Consider the following 18818-nt stretch of genomic DNA (forward strand, 5'->3'; position numbering starts at 1 on the left):
TATCCATTCGGCTCCTTTTTATGTGACTGTGTTTTGTTTTACAATTATTTAATAATTAGTGTATTATGTCTTAATGTACTATACATTTTATAAAACTAATTTTACCTGCCTCAAATATTCTAAAACTAAAAAATGAAAAAAAATACAATTACTATTCCATTGCTTTCTTTGTTGTTTTCGCTTATTATTCTGGCAGTAACAACAATGTCTGGCAAAGAAAAAAGCTTGAATGTTTCTGAACTAAAACAGCCTTTTGAAAAATCGCCGTCTTATCATCATACTGCTAATAAGAAAGATCAAACTGCAGATTCAGATTACATTTTGTCTATGGTACCCGCATCAGGTCCTGAAAAAACAAAAGTTATCATTTACGGAAGAGGATTTTATACCCTAATAACAGCTGTTACATTTAATAATCATGCTATAGCGTTTACAGTATTGTCTGATACAGAAATTCAGGTGGAGGTCCCTGAAAATTCAGTAAGTGGAGTCTTTACTGTAATATCATCAGGTGATACCTTCAGTACTTCGGTTTTTAATGTAATGTCAAGCGATTGTTCCGGATCTGTTTTAGGAACAGATTTGTACATATCAGAGCTATATGACCACGTACCCGGAAGTTATGGTGTTATAGAATTATATAATCCAACGGGTAATGTTATCAATTTTAACGGACAATATGTGCTTGAAAGAGCAGGTGATATTGGTGGCCCGGCAAGTTATACGCTGGTATTGACGGGTTCAGTCGGACCGGAATCTACCTATTTGGTGTTGAGTAGTCAGGGGTCTGCTCCCGGATGTAATGTACCTATCAATGCGAATATGGGTTCGGGAATCAATTCTAATGATGAATTTAAACTTCGAAAAAACGGTACGCTGATAGATATTGCCAGAGCTCCCAATTACAACGGATATACCGTTATCAGAAAACCTAATGCATCGGCACCGACAAGCAATTATAATAATGCTGACTGGAACAGCACCTCTAATTTCAGTTGTGCAAATTTAGGTAATCATGTGGTCGTTTCTGTTGTTACCCAAAGTATTCTTACGCAGCCTGTAAATGCTACTGTTTGTAAAAATAATACGGCTGTTTTTAATGTATATGTAACCAATGCTGCAAGCGCTGTTTATCAATGGAAGATGTCTGATGCAAGCGGACTCTGGGTAAATGTTCCAGAAGGAGCCGTTTATTCCGGAACCAATACAGCATCTTTGTCGGTTCTTACTAATGATATAGCTACAGGGATACAATTTTATTGCGAAATTACTTATCCAACCTGTACTTTAACCTCCCAAACTGTGCAGCTCACGATAACGCATCTGCCAGAGGTAACCTTTGACATTACAAATCCGGATTGTGACACAGCGACAGGGCAGATCACTATTACACCTGTCAGCGGAAGTGGATTTTTATACAGTATCAATGATATCGATTTTCAGACTGATCCCTATTTCAACAACCTGTTGCCCGGATCTTATACCCTTACCGTAAAAACGATCGGTAACTGTAGCAGCAATTTTCCTTTTATTATTACTCCTTCTCCGGATATACCTCCAATAGCTGAGGTACAGATTACGCATCCGGGCTGTGAAGATACAACCGGAGGATTTATAATCATCAGTCCTGTTGGTTCCGGATTTACTTATAGTCTGGATGGTATTACTTTTCAGGACAGTACTGAGTTTGAAAATGTAGCTCCCGGAGATTATACGCTGATTGTAAAACAAGGGGGGTGTACTTCTGACAAAAACATCAGCATCCATCCGGTGCCTGTACAACCGTCAGTTCCGGTTGTGACGATAACACAGCCTGACTGCGGGCAGTCTGCAGGCAGTTTACAGATAAATACTCCTGCAGGAAATGAATTTACCTATAGTATCAATGGAGTTGATTATCAAAATGCTCCTTTGTTTTCTGATCTTTCCCCGGCAGTTATTCTGTTACAGTAAGAAATGAAGAAGGATGTATATCTCCAATAACCCAGGCAACCATCAATGAACCTCCGGCTATACCTTTACCACCTGTTATAGAGGTACAACAGCCGGATTGTGAGTCTGCTACAGCCAGTCTTTTTATCAGCGCTCCCCAGGGTAGCGGATGGACTTATAGTATTAACGGTACTGATTATCAAAACAGTCCTGTTTTCTCAGCACTTCTAACAGGAACTTATAATGTAACGGTAAAAAACAGTGAGGGATGTGTGTCTTCCGAAGTACAGATTGTTGTAAATCCTACACCTGCTACACCCGCTCAGGCAACAGTAAAGGTAACACATCCTACATGCATACAATCAGGAAGTATAGAGGTTATAGCTCCTTTAGCTGACGGATGGCAATACAGTATCAACGGAGTTGATTATCAGAATCAACCTTTATTTGATAACCTTAGTTCCGGAAACTATTATGTATGGGTAAGAAATATACACGGGTGTATTTCCAGATCTGAAAATATTATAGTAAATGTGCCGGATTCCATTGCAGAACCATCTGTAGCTCTGGTACAGCCAAACTGTTCTACTGCTACAGGTTCAATCAATATAACTATGCCTTTGGGATCTGGTTTGGAGTATAGCATTGACGGACTCACATTTCAAAGCAGTCCGCTGTTTACGAATGTGAATCCGGGTACATATCAAGTATATGTAAGAGATAAAAACGGATGCAGTGCTTCTTCAACCGTAACACTCGATGCGATAACAACATTAACACTTACGGGTTGGCAGGGATGTGTAGAAGACCGACAGGAAAAAAACTATATTTTAGAAGTAATACCTATGGAGACAGCTGTTGATTCTGCTACTATGCAATGGATATGGAAAAACGCTGAAGGAGCAGTCATTCATGAGGGCGAGAGTCGTTTTAACGTAACAGATTATGTTAATAAAAGTGGAATTAAAGACTCTGAATTTCCACTTCGGTTTACCGTTACTGTAAGTAATAAAAGTGGTTGTGAGCAGGAAATCAATTTTACTGTAGAAAGTATTTTTTGTAGTATTCCAAAAGGAATTTCACCCAATAACGACGGATATAATGACAACTTTAACCTTATTGGATTGAATGTCAGCAGACTTGTAATCTACAACAGAAATGGGACGGAAGTTTACAGCAAGAATGATTACAGAAACGAATGGTACGGTCAGACTCACAATGGAAATGATCTGCCAACAGGAACTTATTTCTATGTAATTACTCCGGTAGCCGGTAAAAGCCAGGCCGGGTGGATTTATCTGACAAGAGAAATTCAATAGTAAAAAAAATTAAAAACTCCTGAATTGTTCGGGAGTTTTTTGCTTTTAATTACTTATTTGATGATTATATAACTTTTAAGTTATTTAAAGTTAATGTGTTATGTTTTAGCCTGCTCTATAGAAATGATAAATTAGCCCCCAGCACATTTTATTAAAAAAGTACATGACTTTTCGAAAAAATAATAATCTTAGCAGCCTTTTTAAAGCGCTCTTTTTCTTACTTGTATTAGGTCTTACTGATGCTAATGCCCAGATATACAAACATGATTTCGGTATAGCACCTATAAATACACATCCCTACCTTATAGCTCCTGCTATAACAGATCCCAATCTTTCGGGGTCATCATGGTCCAATAGTACCGGATCGTGGTCAGGCGGTACAGGAAGCAGCGGTCAGGCGCTAACGCTATTCAACACTTCGGGAACTACGACTGTTACCTTAACCTTTAACATAGCCAACAGTTATGAAGTAACCGTATCTTCTTTTAGCTTTTGGGCACAGCGCAGTAATTCCGGACCGCAAAACTGGAGTATGTCTATCAATGGCAATACTGTAGGATCAGGAGCAATAGCTACTTCGGGTACATCCACAGGAAACTTAACAGTTGCTGCACCTGTTCAGGGATTAACTAATACAGTAACGGTTGTGCTCACCCTTACAAATGCTTCTGGAAATGGTAATTTTCGTTTAGATGATTTTACCCTTAATGGAACTGTACTAACAAATTGCAATACCGTAAGTATAAATTCTTTTTTTCCGGAGACAGGACCACAAAACACTATGGTTACGATTAACGGAACTGGATTTACCAATGCTTCAGCGGTAAAATTCGGAGGAATTTCATCCGCTAATTTCCAGATAATATCCGATACACAGATAAATGCTGTTGTTCCTGCTGTGAACACTACATCTGTTATCTCTGTGACAGGCAGTGATGGTTGTAATGCTTATTCGTCAAACAGTTTTGCGCTTATGCGAAACAATTGTGTTTCCAGTTCAGAAATATATATATCCGAATTATATGATCATAATGTCGGAAGTTATGGAATGATCGAATTATACAATCCTACAGCAGAGGTCATAAACTTTAACGGAGCTTATGAATTACAGCGTGCAGGTGATATTGGCGGAGCTCCGAGTTATACCTTAGTTTTGTCAGGTTCAGTAAATCCCGGATCTACTTATCTTGTAAGAAGTTACGGATCGGGTGTCATTCCATGTACCATTCCTGAAGATGCCAATATGGGACAGGGAATCAATGCCAATGATGAATTTAAATTACTGAAAAACGGTGTTGTTATAGATATCGCAAGAGCCCCTAATAATGTGGGATATACAGTAATCAGGCAACCGGATGCAGTGGCTCCTTCCACCAGCTATTTGCTTGCCGACTGGAGTTTCAATGCTCAGAATTGCAGTGATTTAGGTTCACATACAACAGCACCTCAGCCTACGCCAATTGTTACACAACCGCTTTCTCAGAGTATTTGTGAAAATGCTTCCGCGACTTTTACCGTAGGAATGGATTCCGGAACAGGATATACCTACCAGTGGAAAAGGTTACAAAACAATGGTCAGTGGATCAATGTCATCAATGATACCTTCTATTCAGGAGCTACAACAGCCTCATTACTTATAAATCAGGTTCCCTTGACTTATCATAATAATCAATATTATTGTGAAATTATGCTTTCGGGCTGTGTGATTAAAAGTCATGCAGTACAACTCAGCATAATACCAAAACCCGGAACTGTTGAAGTTTCACTTATACAGCCAGGCTGTGAGATAGAAACTGGCAGTATACAGGTTATAGCTCCTTTGGGAACTGATCTTAGTTATTCAGTTGACGGTATCAATTTTCAGAGTTCACCACTTTTTGAAAACCTTCCTGAAGGATCCTACACCGTTACAGTTCGGAATAGTGCATTATGTACTTCTGTTTCATCATCGATATCTCTTGTAAATAGTCCGCAATTGCCGGACAATCCCGTGGCTGTGATCACCCAGCCGGATTGTGAACAGCCAACGGGAATCCTTACAGTCAACACTCCTTTGGGAGCAGCATATACCTATAGTATCGATGGAGTAAATTTTCAGGCCAACCCGGTATTTAGCAACCTTACTTCAGGAAATTATACCGTAACAGTAAAAAATACCAACGGCTGTACGGCAACGGGTATTTTCACAGTAAACCCTACACCAAATCTGCCGGAAGCTCCCCAAGTAAATACCACACAGCCCGATTGCGAAACACCTTTCGGAACCATATCTGTAACAGCACCTCTTACTTCGGGACTTACCTATAGCATCAACGGAGTCGATTATCAAAGCGAAACAGACTTTTTAAGTCTGGCGCCGGGAAATTATAATGTAACTGTAAAAAATGAACAAGGCTGTGTTTCAACAGCTACAGAAGTACTCATTAATCCTGCTACAGGTACTCCTGATGCAGCTACAGTGATTCTACAACAACCGGATTGTAATGCTGTTTATGGAGTGGTAACGGTAAATGCTCCATTGGGATCCCAGTTTACCTACAGTATTGACGGAATCAGTTTTCAATCAGATACCGTTTTCAATAATGTACTGCCTGGAAACTATAACATCTTTGTGAAAGAAGGATCATGCCAGTCTGTGAGTGCTGCTTTTACAGTTAATATACCTCCAAACAAACCATTGCCTATACTGGAAGATCAGATTCTTTGTCTGGACGAACTAACAGGAAAACCAAGAGTTCCGGCATTTTTTGATACCGGGCTCAATGCAGCGACTTACCTATATAAGTGGTACAGAAACGGCATCTTGCTGCCGGATAATACAAGTATCTTACAGATAGAAGCAGCAGGTACTTACAAAGTAGAAGTAACGGATTCTGTTACGGGATGTACAGGAACAGCAACGGCACAGACAATCGTTTCTCCGGCTATTGATGCCACGGTAACGGTTACCGGAGAGTTCGGAGAAACGCAGACCATCTATGTACAGGTTCAATTGAGTGGCTTAGGGGCGTATGAGTATAGTATTGATGGAGTACACTTTCAGAACAGTCCTTATTTTATTGGAAATTATGAAGGAGAATATACCATTCTTGTCAGAGATAAATTAGGATGTTCCGAAAAACGCATTCCCGTTTTTGTACTCAACTATCCCCGCTTTTTTACTCCGGACGGAGATGGAATAAACGATACATGGAACATTAAAGGACTGAGAAGACATACGGAAGCTGAGATTTACATTTTTGACAGATACGGAAAACTGATATCCTTTATAAAACCAAATGGTGCAGGGTGGGATGGTGAATTTAACGGAAAACCAATGCCGTCAAGTGATTATTGGTTTAAGTTATTATATCTGAGTGACGGTGTAAAAAAAGAATTCAGGGCCCATTTTACCCTAAAAAGATAATAAATGAATTTTCTACTAATCAATAAAACAAAAGTATTACTACGATGAAACAAAAAAACAATTTTACAGTTTCTTTATCGAAAATGATATTGTTGGTATTTCTATTCTTTTTTGCTTCCCATGCAGAAGGACAAATTTTGGGTTGGAATGCTACAAATGTATCCGGTTTCGGACCGAGTCCATGGGCGGCTCAGACGGTTAACCCCAACGTCACTGCCTCTGGCTTGTTCAGAGGATCGTCTATTGGAGTAGGTGGTAGTGGCGCATCAGGTGCATGGGGAGGTTCACAAGGATGGAACTCAAATGGAGCAACAGCAGACAACAGCAGTTTTTATTTTACCGTACAGGCAAAAACAGGCTATAAAATCAGTTTATCAAATGTTACCTCTGCCACCAGACGTTCTGCAGCCGGACCTTCAGGATATACACTTTACTATTCTGTAGATGGTGGTGCTTTTATAGAAGCAGGGAGCACTAATACTACTTCAACATCAGGAACTACCGGAACAGCAAATACCATCAGTTTATCGGGTATTACAGCTCTGCAGAATGTTCCGGAAGGTAAAGTAATAAAATTCAGAATCAATCCTACAGGTAGTACCACAGGAACCTATTATTTAACCGGAGGATCAAATGCACTGAGGCTGAATGGAACAGTTGAGGTATCATCTGTAGATTGTTCACAGACTCCGGTTCCTCAGGCATCTTCACAGGTTTTTTGTACTTCAGCTACAGTTGCTGATCTGACAGCAACCGGGCAAAATCTTAAATGGTATGCCACACAGACAGGAACTGCTGTTTTGTCAACTGCTGCCGCTTTAACAACCGGTACCTATTATGTATCTCAAACTGTTGATACGTGTGAGAGTAACCGCACTGCTGTAAATGTAACAATTAATGCAACTGCTGCACCAACTGCTTCTGATCAGTTATTCTGTACTTCAGCTACAGTTGCTGATCTGATAGCAACCGGACAAAATCTGAAATGGTATGCTTCCCAGTCAGGGACTGCTGTTTTAGCAGATACCGCTTTATTATCAAACGGTACCTATTATGTTTCTCAAACTGTTGATACGTGTGAGAGTAGCCGTACCGCAGTAACCGTAACCATTCATACAACCGCTGTGCCAACAGCATCGGCTCAGACACTGTGCAGTACTGCTACCGTTGCAGATTTACAGGCTACGGGTCAAAACCTCAAATGGTATGCAAATGCAACCGATACAGTTGCATTAAATCAGGACGTTTTACTGACAGAAAATACGTATTACGTTTCGCAGACCGTAAACGGATGTGAGAGTGAGCGTCAGAGTGTAAATGTAACACTTCAGACCGTTGCCTTGCCATTAGCTTCAGATCAGAATTTATGTGGTAGGTCAGTAATTGCTGATCTGCAGGTAACAGGAGATAATATCAAATGGTATGCTTCTGCTACAGGTACAGATATTTTACAGTCTGAAACAGCACTATCTGATGGTACCTATTATGTGTCACAAACGATTAACGGTTGTGAAAGTGCCCGCAGAGCAGTAGTGGTAACATTAAATACAGTTGCAATACCGGTTGCAGATGACCAAACCTTTTGCGGAGCTTCTACCAGAGCTGATCTTACAGCATCAGGAGACAACCTCAAATGGTATGCTTCCCCTACAAGTACAGTAGTTTTGACGCCGGAAACGGTGCTGTCAAATGCTACTTACTATGTGTCGCAAACCATCAACGGGTGTGAAAGTGCCCGCAAAGCTGTTCAGGTTGTCATCAATAGTCAGGTACTGCCTCAGGTGCAAAATCAATCTTTTTGCGGATTGGCTACTGTTGCTGATTTGGTTGCAACAGGACAAAATATCCAGTGGTACGCTACAGAAACAGGAACAGATGTACTGACATCAGACACACAATTGATTTCGGGTACCTATTATGTTTCTCAGACCATCAACGGTTGTGAGGGACAAAGAAAAGCAGTACTCATTACCATAACAAATGCCACAGCTCCGGTAGTAGCGTCTCAGACACTATGCAACAGGGCAAAAGTTGCAGACCTTGCTTCAGAGACAATGACATTGAAATGGTATGCAACAGAAAACAGTTCGCAGGTGTTAGCTGCTGATACGATACTTAGCACGGGTACTTATTATGTATCACAGCTTGTAAACGCATGTGAAAGTGCGAGAACAGCAGTACAGATAACCATCAACACCCCAGCTATACCAACAGCAAATACCTCGCAGGTCTTTTGTGGTTCAGCCGTTTTATCAGATCTTGTAGCTTCAGGGCAGGGACTTCAATGGTATGCCACACAAACAACTACATCGGCACTTCCGGCAAATACATCACTTACAACAGCAGTTTATTACGTATCTCAAACCATAGACAGTTGTGAAAGTGATCGTTTGGCAGTGAATGTAATTGTCAATACCACCATAGCTCCAACTGCATCTGCTACACAGACTTTTTGTGATTCCGCACGTATTACTGATTTAATGGCTATAGGTCAGAATATTAAATGGTATGCTACAGCATCTGATATCAATGATCTATCTGGTACAACGGTATTATCAAACGGTACCTATTATGTTTCCCAAACCATTAATAACTGTGAAAGTCCAAGAACATCAGTTCAGGTAATTATAAATACTACTGCAATGCCGATAGCAGAAGCACAGGCATTTTGTATAGCAGCAACCGTAGCAGACCTACAGGTTACAGGACAAAATATTCAGTGGTATGCTTCTTCTTCAGCTGCGCAGCCAATGACTTCAGCGACAGCGCTTACTACTTCTACCTATTATGTAACGCAAAAAATAAATGATTGTGAAAGCCCGAGAAAGCCGGTACAGGTAACTTTACATACAACTGCTGTACCACAGGCAGATGCTCAGACTTTTTGTGGTTTCACCACTGTAGCAGATCTTGAAGCAATCGGACAGAATATTAAATGGTATTCAGGTCAGAATACGGTACAACCTCTTACTCCGGATACCACTCTTACTACCGGAACCTATTATGTAAGCCAGACACTAAATAACTGCGAAAGTGTTCGTAAACCGGTATCGGTAACGGTAATCATTACAGCAGAACCTATAGCGATTGATCAGACATTTTGTACTTCGGCAACTGTAGCGGATCTACAGGCAACGGGTCAAAACATCCAGTGGTATGCTTCTTCCACAGCTACTCAGCCAATGGCTTCTAATACAGCACTTATTACTGCTACGTATTACGTATCACAAAAGATTGATAACTGCGAAAGCACAAGAAAAAGTGTTTCTGTTACAGTACATTTAACAGCAATGCCTGATGCTTTGCAACAATCTTTCTGTGGTTCAGCACGCGTATCAGATCTTGTAGCTACCGGACAAAATCTGAAATGGTATACAACACAAACAAGTACCACACCATTGACACCAGATACAGCACTTACAACAGCTGTTTACTATGTTTCTCAAACGCTTAATAATTGTGAAAGCGAACGCCGTGCAATAGATGTCACTGTTCATCTTATTGAGCTGCCAACAGCAGAAAATCAGACTTTTTGCGGAGCTGCAGTTGTTACTGATTTACAGGCAGAGGGAGAAAATATTAAATGGTATAGTGGCTTAACGGATTCACAGGCTTTATCGTCAGGGAGTGTTTTAACAAGTGGTACTTATTACGCAACCCAAACCATTAACGGATGTGAAAGTAACAGAGCTTCCGTGGTGATTACAATCAATACGATTGCCTTACCGGAAGCTGTTTCACAGACTTTTTGCGGTTCGGCAACAGTATCGAATTTGATGGCAACCGGTGAAAATATTCAATGGTATGCTTCACAAACCAGCACTTCACCATTAACTATGAATGCCACGCTCTCAAATGGCTTCTACTATGTTTCACAAATAATAAATGGTTGTGAAAGTGCTCGCAAAAGTGTCGCTGTTACTGTACATACTATTCCTGTAGCCTTGGCAGCCCAACATCTTATTTTCTGCAGCCCGCAGACCTTTGCACAGGTCAATACGGGAGCTGCACCAAATGCTATTGTTAGATGGTATGACGGACCGGCATCTGCACAGGCAATTTCTATAAATGAGCCCGTGACGAACGGAATGTATTATGTGAGCCAGACAATAAACGGCTGTGAATCTGAACGTGCTTTGATTCAGATTACGCTGCAACCTTCTCTAACCAAGCCAAATGCCACTACTCAGACAATTTGTGGTGCAGGTACCATTTCGGATCTGACTGCTTCCGGTGGAGCACAGGGAGCAACATATATATGGTATAATTCCTTAACCTCAGAAACCCCGTTATCTTCAGAAACGGCTTTGATCAATGATGTGTATTATGTCGCTCAGACTCTAAACGGCTGTTTTTCTGAAAGACGTGCTGTGTTGGTCCGTGTTGTAGATATCAGTGCTCCAAATGTAACTCCGTTTACCATTTGCGGAGGAGGGACAATTTCAGATTTACATATAGTTGCAGCTACAGGCATTACTTATAACTGGTATGCAGCAGCAGCAGGTACTCAAATACTCTCTCAAACGACTCCGCTAACTACAGGTACTTATTATGTTTCACGGGTACAATATGGTTGTGAGTCTGCACGGACAGCCGTACAGGTCACTATAGGCAGTGTTCCTTCAGCACCAACAGGACCTGCAGAGCAAAGTTTTTCAATTCATCAGAATACAGATGCAAGAATCAGCCATCTGATTACGAACGAACAAAATGTAATTTGGTACATCAGTCATAATGATGCTTTATCGGGGAATAACCCTCTGTCACCAGATAAACCTTTGGTAAACGGTCAGACCTATTATGGGGTCATTATCGGTACCAATGGTTGTCCGAGTGCTCCATTGGCAGTAAGAGTTGATGTGACGCTGGGTACAGATGAGTTTGATAAAGGATCCTTATCCTATTATCCAAATCCTGTCAATGATATGTTGTATATGACCTATAAGGATGTAATTGATCACGTTCAGATTTATACACTGGATGGAAAAAAAGTAAAAGAACAGCGTTTTTCAGATAGTACTGCAAAAATAGATATGACTGCGCTTGCCTCAGGAATTTATATGATTCAGATACACTCCAATACTACTACTCAGCTTATTAAAGTAATAAAGAAATAAGCTTTTAAGTACTCTATTCAAAAAGCAGGATAAAAAATCTCCTGCTTTTTACATTTTAGTGTTCAACAAACTTTTGAGATGCTGAAATAACAACCTGTTTTTATCAAGTTGTGTTATCCGGGACAAATGTCCTTTTTTCAGGTTGTCTTTTTTTTGGAAGTTTGTCTTCTTTTGAAAATATAAGAATGAAAGACAAAATAAATACTATTGCATTTGATGCAGATGATACATTATGGATCAATGAGCCTTATTTTCAGGAGGCAGAGAAACAATTTTGTGAATTACTTAATAATTATCTGTCTCCGGATTTGGTATCGCAGGAACTGTTTACTACTGAAATGAAAAATTTGCATTTGTACGGATACGGAGTAAAAGGTTTTGTATTGTGCATGATTGAAACGGCCAACAGAATTTCTAATCATACTGTTTCACTGAAACGAATTGATGAAATTATAGCGATTGGTCATGATCTTTTGCAAAAGCCTGTAGAATTAATGAAAGGAGTAACAGAAACATTAGGCCAGCTAAAAGGGAAATACAAACTTATAGTGGCTACAAAAGGAGACTTGTTGGATCAGGAAAGAAAATTAAAAAAGTCAGGATTGCAAGGTTATTTCCACCACATTGAAATCATGAGTGATAAAAAAACAACGGATTATCAGAAATTATTACATCATTTAGATTGCAAACCGGAAAATTTTCTCATGTTGGGTAATTCTGTTAAATCGGATATCATTCCTGTATTATCTTTAGGTGCCTATGCAGCTCACATTCCGTATGAAGTAACATGGACGCATGAACAGCATGAACAGACTGTGAAACATGACAATTTTGTAGCGTTGAAATGCATTGATAGCATTTTGCAGTATCTGTAGAAATCAGATAAGCGATAAAGATGATTAAATAACTTAACTCACAGGCAAGTTGATAATTAATTTTTTTTATCTAAATAAGATAGAAAAAGAGAAGGGGCTAATCCGGTAACTGTTTTGAAAGTAGCAGTGAATTTGCTGTGTGAAGAAAAATTACATTCTTCAGCCAGATAGCTGATCTTATATTTTCTGTATTCAGGTTCATTTTTAAGTTTTTCAATGATATAATGAATCTTCAATTCATTGATATAGCTGTTGAAATCTTTTTGTTTATGTTTATTAATTACATAAGAAAGATATTTTGTATTTGTTTTGAAGCGGGATGAAAGAGATGAAAGAGAAACATTGCTGTCGAGAAAATTCTTATTTTTTTCAAACAGATTTAATTTTTCTAATAGGATTTCTTCTGTTTCTTTTTTGATCAGCTCTTTAGAATGAGCTTCAATCTTCAGAAAATTTGCTACACTTCCATTATAGTCCGTTTTATTTCTCTTACTTTCAATTTCTTTCAGAATCTGTTTAAACCTTTCATAATCTTTCTTTCTTTTTTTTCTGAAATACAGAATCATCACTCCGAGAAGTGTGAGAAAAATAACAATAAATACCATAATTAAGGTATATGTTTTTTGAGACGTTTGAATTGACTTTTCCTTTAGAATTGTTTTTAAAACGGTCTCATTTGCTTCCGTTTTTGCCTGCGAAATTTTTTGTTGTATTTCCATCGATTTCAGCCGGTAATATTCTACCGAATCTTTATTTCCTCTCTTTTCATGTATAGAAGCTATACTTTCATATATTGAAGGTATTTCACTTTTGAGATTTGATTCTTCTATGTTTCTGACGGCTTTAAAATAATAATAGAGGGCTGAATCTAATTGCTTTTCACTGTCTTTAATAGTACCCCATAATTTATAGGTTACGGAAGTGTAGGGATAGGGGTATTTTTCGGTAATTTCAATCGCTTTTTTTAAACTCAGAATAGCCGAATCATCCTTTCTCAATGACATGTAATACGTTGCCAGATAGTTGTAATGACTGGTTTTGTTTCTATAAATAAAATCTTCTTCTAAACCCTGTAGCGCTGATTTGTTTTTATCGAGAAAATATTTTACCGAATCCTTTAATCCTTTTTTATGGTACAGGTAAATGAGGTTCTCATATAACAGACTCTGTGTATATTTTTTGTTTTTGGATAGGGTAATTTTCTCAGCAGCCTGTAATGCTTTTTTGAATTCTGAGATAGAAACATCAGAAAATCCCATGTTGCCATAAGCGCGTCCTCTTACTCTATAGATATCTGTAATGAGTTGAGGTGTTTTTTTAGTATAGTCTTCATGCAGACTGGCAGAGAGGTAATCTAAAGCTTTTTTATAATCGTCACTCTCAAGAAGAACATTAGCGATATAATAGCTGGCGAGCGCTTTTCCCTGCGAGTAATTTATCTTTTCACTTTTTTCAAGCGCAATACTGGAATTTTTTAAAGCTAAAGACAGATCAATTGAAAATAAATAGTTTTTAGAAAGCAGCAGTAAACTATCTATTTCTTGTTTTTGACTTTTGGTTTGTGAAATTAAGTTAATAGATGACAATAGAAAAACTATAAAAAGTAATTTCCTCATTTATATAAGTTTAATTTGATTAATTCTGGTTAGTTTGTAGAATTGAGTTTTTAATTAAATTAAAATTAAACCATTTTTATTGGTTTAAAAAGTTTTAAATGTGAAAAGAGTCAATTGTTTCAGGTTATATGATTTGTATACTCTCTTATGGAGTTGAAAATAAAGATTCTTTTATGGTTGATGAAAACAAAATTTCGATTGTCAAGAAATGTTCGCTATACCTGATGGATTTAATCGGCTTATTCCGATATGTGAATTTTTTAGTAATGGTGTTAAATTGTATTGATATGTTTATTATGTTGTGAAAATAACTACATTTGGCTTACCTATTACTAAAACTATTATATATGAAAAAACTAATGCTACTATTTTCAGTTCTGTTACTGTTTTGTTCCATGACATGTGATGATGAAAGATATGTGGGCGAATTACTGATCAAAAACGAGAGTAATGAACCTATATATTATTATAAGGAATTTTCCACAACAGATGTGACCCTCGATGACATCTCAAAAAGCAGATTGGATAATCAAATGCTTTCTGTTGGTGAAAAACAAAAATGGTTATTGTATGAAGATTCTTTTGCTAATGATAGCAAAATATATGTTTATTTTTTTAAAAAATCTATCTTAGATCAATATTCCTGGGAAGAAATAAAAGAGAATAATGTATATTCAAAACGGTATACTTATACTTTAAGTGAATTAAAAGCAGCGAAATGGAGCATTATTTTCACTGATAATGACATTAATTAAATAAAAATACCGCTTATTACAGCGGTATTTTATATTGATAAAATTTAGAAAACGGAACTTTATTTCAAACGTTCTTTGAGCAGGCATAAAACCCCTATTTCACTCTCAGACAAATTTTCATTCTTTTTAAGCAGTTTATTCACCTCTTTTTGGAAATACTTCAATGTTTTTCCATTCAGATATTTATCAATGACACGCGGATCTATATACGAACTTCTGGCAACTGCAGGAGTATTTCCTAATTTTTCACTGACCTGAATTACAGCATTTCGAATGTTTTTATCCATCGTTTTCTGATCTTTTTCATCTTCAGCATTCAGTTCATCCAGTGCAATAGCTGCAATCATGGTACCGGACCAGGTTCTGAAATCTTTAGCAGAAAACTCCTCTCCCATAATTTCTCGTATATATTCATTAAGATGTTCACTCTTTACATCCTGTATATGGTTGTTTTCATCTAAAAATTTAAAAATCTCATAACCCGGCATTTCATCGATTTCTTTTACAATTTTTGCCAGCTTAGCATCTACAATATGCTTTTCTTGCTCTTTTCCAGACTTACCTCTGTAAGAAAATATGAGTTCACTTCCGTTGATCTGAAGATGCTTGCTTCGCATTGTAGTCAATCCGTAACTTTTATTTTGCTTGGTGTATACATCACTTCCGGGGCGGAAAAAAGCTGTTTCAAGCAGACGAACCATAGTTGCCAGTACCTTTTCACGGGTAGGTTTTCGTTTGCGCATATGTTGTCCTGTTACACGACGCATATGTTCGAGCTGTTCAGCAAAATCAATAATTCTGTCAAACTTTTTTTGTTCCTGTTTCATCCTGAATTTAGGATTATAAATATATTGTTTGCGCCCTTGTACATCTCTACCCGTAACAAGTATTTTGCTGCCTCTTTTATCGGAAATTTCTACTTCCTTCCATGCAGGTGGAATGACAAGAGACTTAATATAATCTTTTATCTCTTTATCTGTAACTACAGCTCCGTGTTGATCGGTATAACGGAATCCTCTTCCTTGTTTTTTTCGGTAATACATAGTTCAGGAATTAGCATCTTTTCTCATAAAAATACATTTTTTAACCCATACATTATCTATCTCATTTCAATAATTTTTTAATTTTATTTTCAATACCTGTTTTGAACTGAGATATGATCAAATTGATCATTCCGAATAAGAATACGCGGAGCATCTGAGTAAACAGATGCATATAGTTTTACATTTTTAATTTGACTAATGTAGATAGAAAGATTTTTTTAAATTCCCGCAAACTCAATTGGTATGTTTTGTTAATAGATAATTCAAATTCTTAAACAGTGTTTTGAGTCATTTCTTTTCTGAATATTTATTAAAAAACGTTGCTGAATCTCTTTGTTTGTTAATTGTATTGAAAAGTCTTTTAGTGTTATTTTTATGTCTTATTGTGTAAGAGTATTCCTGATAACTAATCTATTTTTACATAATGTAAATATCTTCAGGTAATTTTCTTTCAAGCCTTTGTTACATCCTGTTTCTGAACCCTAATTATATTGTTACTTAAAGATGATAACAATTACTTATAAATACAACCATATTTCGAATCTTATTCAGACAATTGCAAGAAGTATGGGAGACATTGTAAAGGACAATACCATAAAAGGAGATAATTTTTTATATACTGGAATTCACAAAATGTTGTCTTTGGAGAATGAACTTTCAGCTATTATTGTGGATGTTACCTATCATGACAATGCTATTATCAGTCATAGAACAAATGACAGCAGTATGCTTGGGTTGTGCTTTTATATTACTAATAAAGACCTTGATTTCAATCTGAATCTAAATCATGTAATGCGTCCTATAGGGCAGTTAAACTATAATATGTCTTTAATGGATATGAGTATACCAACAGACTATATAGTTAAAAAAGGGACCTCTATTTATGCGATCTGCATTTTTAATAAAAGAACAGAATTAGAAAAGTATTTGCATAAAACATCGGTTATAGAAGTACATAAAGAGACTGTTTTAGATCAAAGAAAGAATACGATTATAAGGATGGGGCGGATGAGTAATGAAAGTCGAAACTTTATTAATGAATTCAGGAAAATTTCTTATGACAGCCCTTCTTTTGAAATGTATTTCAAAGGTGTCGTATATGGACTGATTAGTAATTATCTGCAAGAAATAGGAGCAAATAAAGTAGTAATTGGTAAAGTAATTGGAGATGATCTGAAGCATATAATATCTTCAAAAAGACTATTATTAAACCTACTGGAAGAACAATTTCCGGGAATTGATTTTCTGGCAGAAAAGGTATCTATGTCACCTACAAAGTATAAAAAATTATTTTCTAAGATTACCGGATCAACACCGGGTGAGTATTTTTCGAAAAATAAATTACATCTGGCAAAGGAGCTGCTTGAGTCTGGAAAGTACACTGTCAATGAAGTAGCGGAGAAGTTACACTATAGAAGTATTTCTTATTTCTCTAAACGATTTAAGGAAACCTACGGAATCTTTCCGAAAGAATATCAAAGTACTTTATTATGCCAAAATCATTTTTTGAAATTGAACACAAATTCTCCCTGAATTCTTCCGGTCTGCAACAATTTGCTGAGCAACTCGGATGTAATATGGAAAATAACACATCTGTAAATTTTCCATCAGAAATAGCTGCCGGATCGGCAGGTTTAATAAAAGTTCAATCGGATGTTTGGGTTTTTATTATAGATGCCACCCTGAACAAACCTATAAGATTTACAAGAATTCCAATGGAAGAAGACTGTTGGATTCTATATTATGATTTAAGCGATCATTACAGTAGGCATATTGTAGATGGTGTAAAGCATACCATCGGTTACAAAGCCAAACTGGGTTTTGCTGTCATGGACAGCCGGATCAAAAGCTCCTACATCTCAGATATTGGTGACAGAGCTTATTCTTTAAGAATAGTGATAAAAAAATCTTTTCTCAATAAATATCTTAGAGAGAAAGGATTTATTGAAAACTTTTGGCATATTCTGGGACATAACGGAACCTTTTTTTATGGACAGCTGGATGCAAGAAGTAAAGTGATGCTGTATAATCTAAAGAAGCATAAGATGAATAGCTTTAATTATGAGTTTTTATTAAAAAGTACCACCTATAATTTATTGGGATATTTTTTTGAAAGACTCAATATAAATGCTCCTTTAAGGGTAGTCTATGAAAAGGACAGGAAAGCCATTCTTATGAGCAATAAATTTTTATTGTCAAATCTTGTCGTTCCTTTTCCAGGCATAGAAAAATTAGCAGAAATAGCCAATATGTCTGTTACCAAATATAAATATCTATATAAAAGTATTTTTGGAATGACTCCTGCAGTTTTCTTTAAAAATGAAAAACTATTACTGGCAAGAGAATTGTTGGAAAGCGGTAATTTTAAGACAGTCGGAGAAGTTGCATTCCTTTTAGGCTACCAAAAGCTATCTTATTTCTCCATGATTTATATGAATCAATTTGGGATATATCCTGTGGAGAGTTTGCAGACGATCAAAATAAAGTAAATATTCTTTAGTTATATAACACCCTTTTTTATCAGCACTTTATTTTCTTATCCTTTTAAGCAGATCTTCTTTAATGGGACACAATTCAACAGAATCCAGATTTGTTTAAACATGTAATTTAAAGAAATAGTTACAGTCTAATTGTTTTTTAAATATGTCTTTTAGAGTTGATTTTATGACTTTTTGTAACAGGTCTTTAAAATCATTAATGAATACTTTTGTAAACAGATATTGTTTGGCTTTGGTCAATCATTGTTGTAATTATG

12 protein-coding genes are annotated in these 18818 nt (G+C 37.0%); 9 read left to right on the forward strand and 3 right to left on the reverse strand.

What is annotated here, in order from left to right:
- Window positions 1–132 precede the first annotated feature (132 nt).
- From QW060_RS01790 to QW060_RS01810, 5 genes are all read left to right on the forward strand, one after another.
- Window positions 133–1953, forward strand: a complete 1821-nt coding sequence (locus tag QW060_RS01790; RefSeq protein ID WP_290362004.1) for a hypothetical protein — start codon at window positions 133–135, stop codon at window positions 1951–1953.
- 251 nt (window positions 1954–2204) lie between these two features.
- Window positions 2205–3251 carry a gliding motility-associated C-terminal domain-containing protein gene (locus tag QW060_RS01795; RefSeq protein ID WP_290362005.1) on the forward strand — a complete coding sequence of 349 codons (1047 nt, stop codon included), beginning with the start codon at window positions 2205–2207 and terminating at the stop codon, window positions 3249–3251.
- A gap of 163 nt (window positions 3252–3414) precedes the next feature.
- Window positions 3415–6657, forward strand: coding sequence for a T9SS type B sorting domain-containing protein (locus QW060_RS01800; protein ID WP_290362006.1), 3243 nt, complete (start codon window positions 3415–3417; stop codon window positions 6655–6657).
- A 44-nt stretch (window positions 6658–6701) separates the two neighbouring features.
- Window positions 6702–11774, forward strand: a complete 5073-nt coding sequence (locus tag QW060_RS01805; RefSeq protein ID WP_290362007.1) for an Ig-like domain-containing protein — start codon at window positions 6702–6704, stop codon at window positions 11772–11774.
- 185 nt (window positions 11775–11959) lie between these two features.
- Window positions 11960–12649, forward strand: a complete 690-nt coding sequence (locus QW060_RS01810) for an HAD family hydrolase (RefSeq protein WP_290362008.1) — start codon at window positions 11960–11962, stop codon at window positions 12647–12649.
- Between the two features lie 56 nt (window positions 12650–12705).
- Here QW060_RS01810 and QW060_RS01815 read toward each other — a convergent pair whose 3' ends face one another.
- The gene (locus tag QW060_RS01815) at window positions 12706–14265 is read right to left on the reverse strand and encodes a helix-turn-helix domain-containing protein (RefSeq protein ID WP_290362009.1); all 1560 of its coding nucleotides are present in this window, start codon (window positions 14263–14265) and stop codon (window positions 12706–12708) included.
- A gap of 128 nt (window positions 14266–14393) precedes the next feature.
- Here QW060_RS01815 and QW060_RS01820 point away from each other — a divergent pair, with 128 nt between their 5' ends.
- Together QW060_RS01820 and QW060_RS01825 are read left to right on the forward strand one after the other, a co-directional pair.
- Window positions 14394–14570, forward strand: coding sequence for a hypothetical protein (locus QW060_RS01820; protein ID WP_290362010.1), 177 nt, complete (start codon window positions 14394–14396; stop codon window positions 14568–14570).
- 12 nt (window positions 14571–14582) lie between these two features.
- Entirely contained in the window at window positions 14583–15020 is a 438-nt protein-coding gene (locus QW060_RS01825; RefSeq protein WP_290362011.1) for a hypothetical protein, read from the forward strand.
- 59 nt (window positions 15021–15079) lie between these two features.
- On the opposite strand, the gene QW060_RS01830 is transcribed toward QW060_RS01825, so the two are convergent.
- Window positions 15080–16063 carry a DNA topoisomerase IB gene (locus QW060_RS01830; RefSeq protein WP_290362012.1) on the reverse strand — a complete coding sequence of 328 codons (984 nt, stop codon included), beginning with the start codon at window positions 16061–16063 and terminating at the stop codon, window positions 15080–15082.
- 504 nt (window positions 16064–16567) lie between these two features.
- Here QW060_RS01830 and QW060_RS01835 point away from each other — a divergent pair.
- Together QW060_RS01835 and QW060_RS01840 are read left to right on the forward strand one after the other, a co-directional pair.
- Complete coding sequence (locus QW060_RS01835; protein ID WP_290362013.1) at window positions 16568–17596, forward strand: helix-turn-helix domain-containing protein; 1029 nt, start codon at window positions 16568–16570, stop codon at window positions 17594–17596.
- Window positions 17554–18552, forward strand: coding sequence for a helix-turn-helix domain-containing protein (locus QW060_RS01840; RefSeq protein WP_290362014.1), 999 nt, complete (start codon window positions 17554–17556; stop codon window positions 18550–18552). The genes QW060_RS01835 and QW060_RS01840 overlap by 43 nt, the downstream gene beginning before the upstream one ends.
- Before the next feature lie 105 nt (window positions 18553–18657).
- On the opposite strand, the gene QW060_RS01845 is transcribed toward QW060_RS01840, so the two are convergent.
- Window positions 18658–18801: a hypothetical protein gene (locus QW060_RS01845; protein WP_290362015.1), complete on the reverse strand. Its 144-nt coding sequence runs from the start codon at window positions 18799–18801 to the stop codon at window positions 18658–18660.
- Window positions 18802–18818 lie beyond the last annotated feature (17 nt).

Source organism: Paenimyroides ceti (assembly GCF_030409925.1).

Coding starts and splice junctions, on each gene's coding strand:
- QW060_RS01790 (WP_290362004.1), top strand. CDS start 133: ATGAAAAAAAATACAATTACTATTCCATTGCTTTCTTTGTTGTTTTCG.
- QW060_RS01820 (WP_290362010.1), top strand. CDS start 14,394: ATGATTTGTATACTCTCTTATGGAGTTGAAAATAAAGATTCTTTTATG.
- QW060_RS01800 (WP_290362006.1), top strand. CDS start 3,415: ATGACTTTTCGAAAAAATAATAATCTTAGCAGCCTTTTTAAAGCGCTC.
- QW060_RS01835 (WP_290362013.1), top strand. CDS start 16,568: ATGATAACAATTACTTATAAATACAACCATATTTCGAATCTTATTCAG.
- QW060_RS01815 (WP_290362009.1), bottom strand. CDS start 14,265: ATGAGGAAATTACTTTTTATAGTTTTTCTATTGTCATCTATTAACTTA.
- QW060_RS01840 (WP_290362014.1), top strand. CDS start 17,554: ATGCCAAAATCATTTTTTGAAATTGAACACAAATTCTCCCTGAATTCT.
- QW060_RS01805 (WP_290362007.1), top strand. CDS start 6,702: ATGAAACAAAAAAACAATTTTACAGTTTCTTTATCGAAAATGATATTG.
- QW060_RS01830 (WP_290362012.1), bottom strand. CDS start 16,063: ATGTATTACCGAAAAAAACAAGGAAGAGGATTCCGTTATACCGATCAA.
- QW060_RS01810 (WP_290362008.1), top strand. CDS start 11,960: ATGAAAGACAAAATAAATACTATTGCATTTGATGCAGATGATACATTA.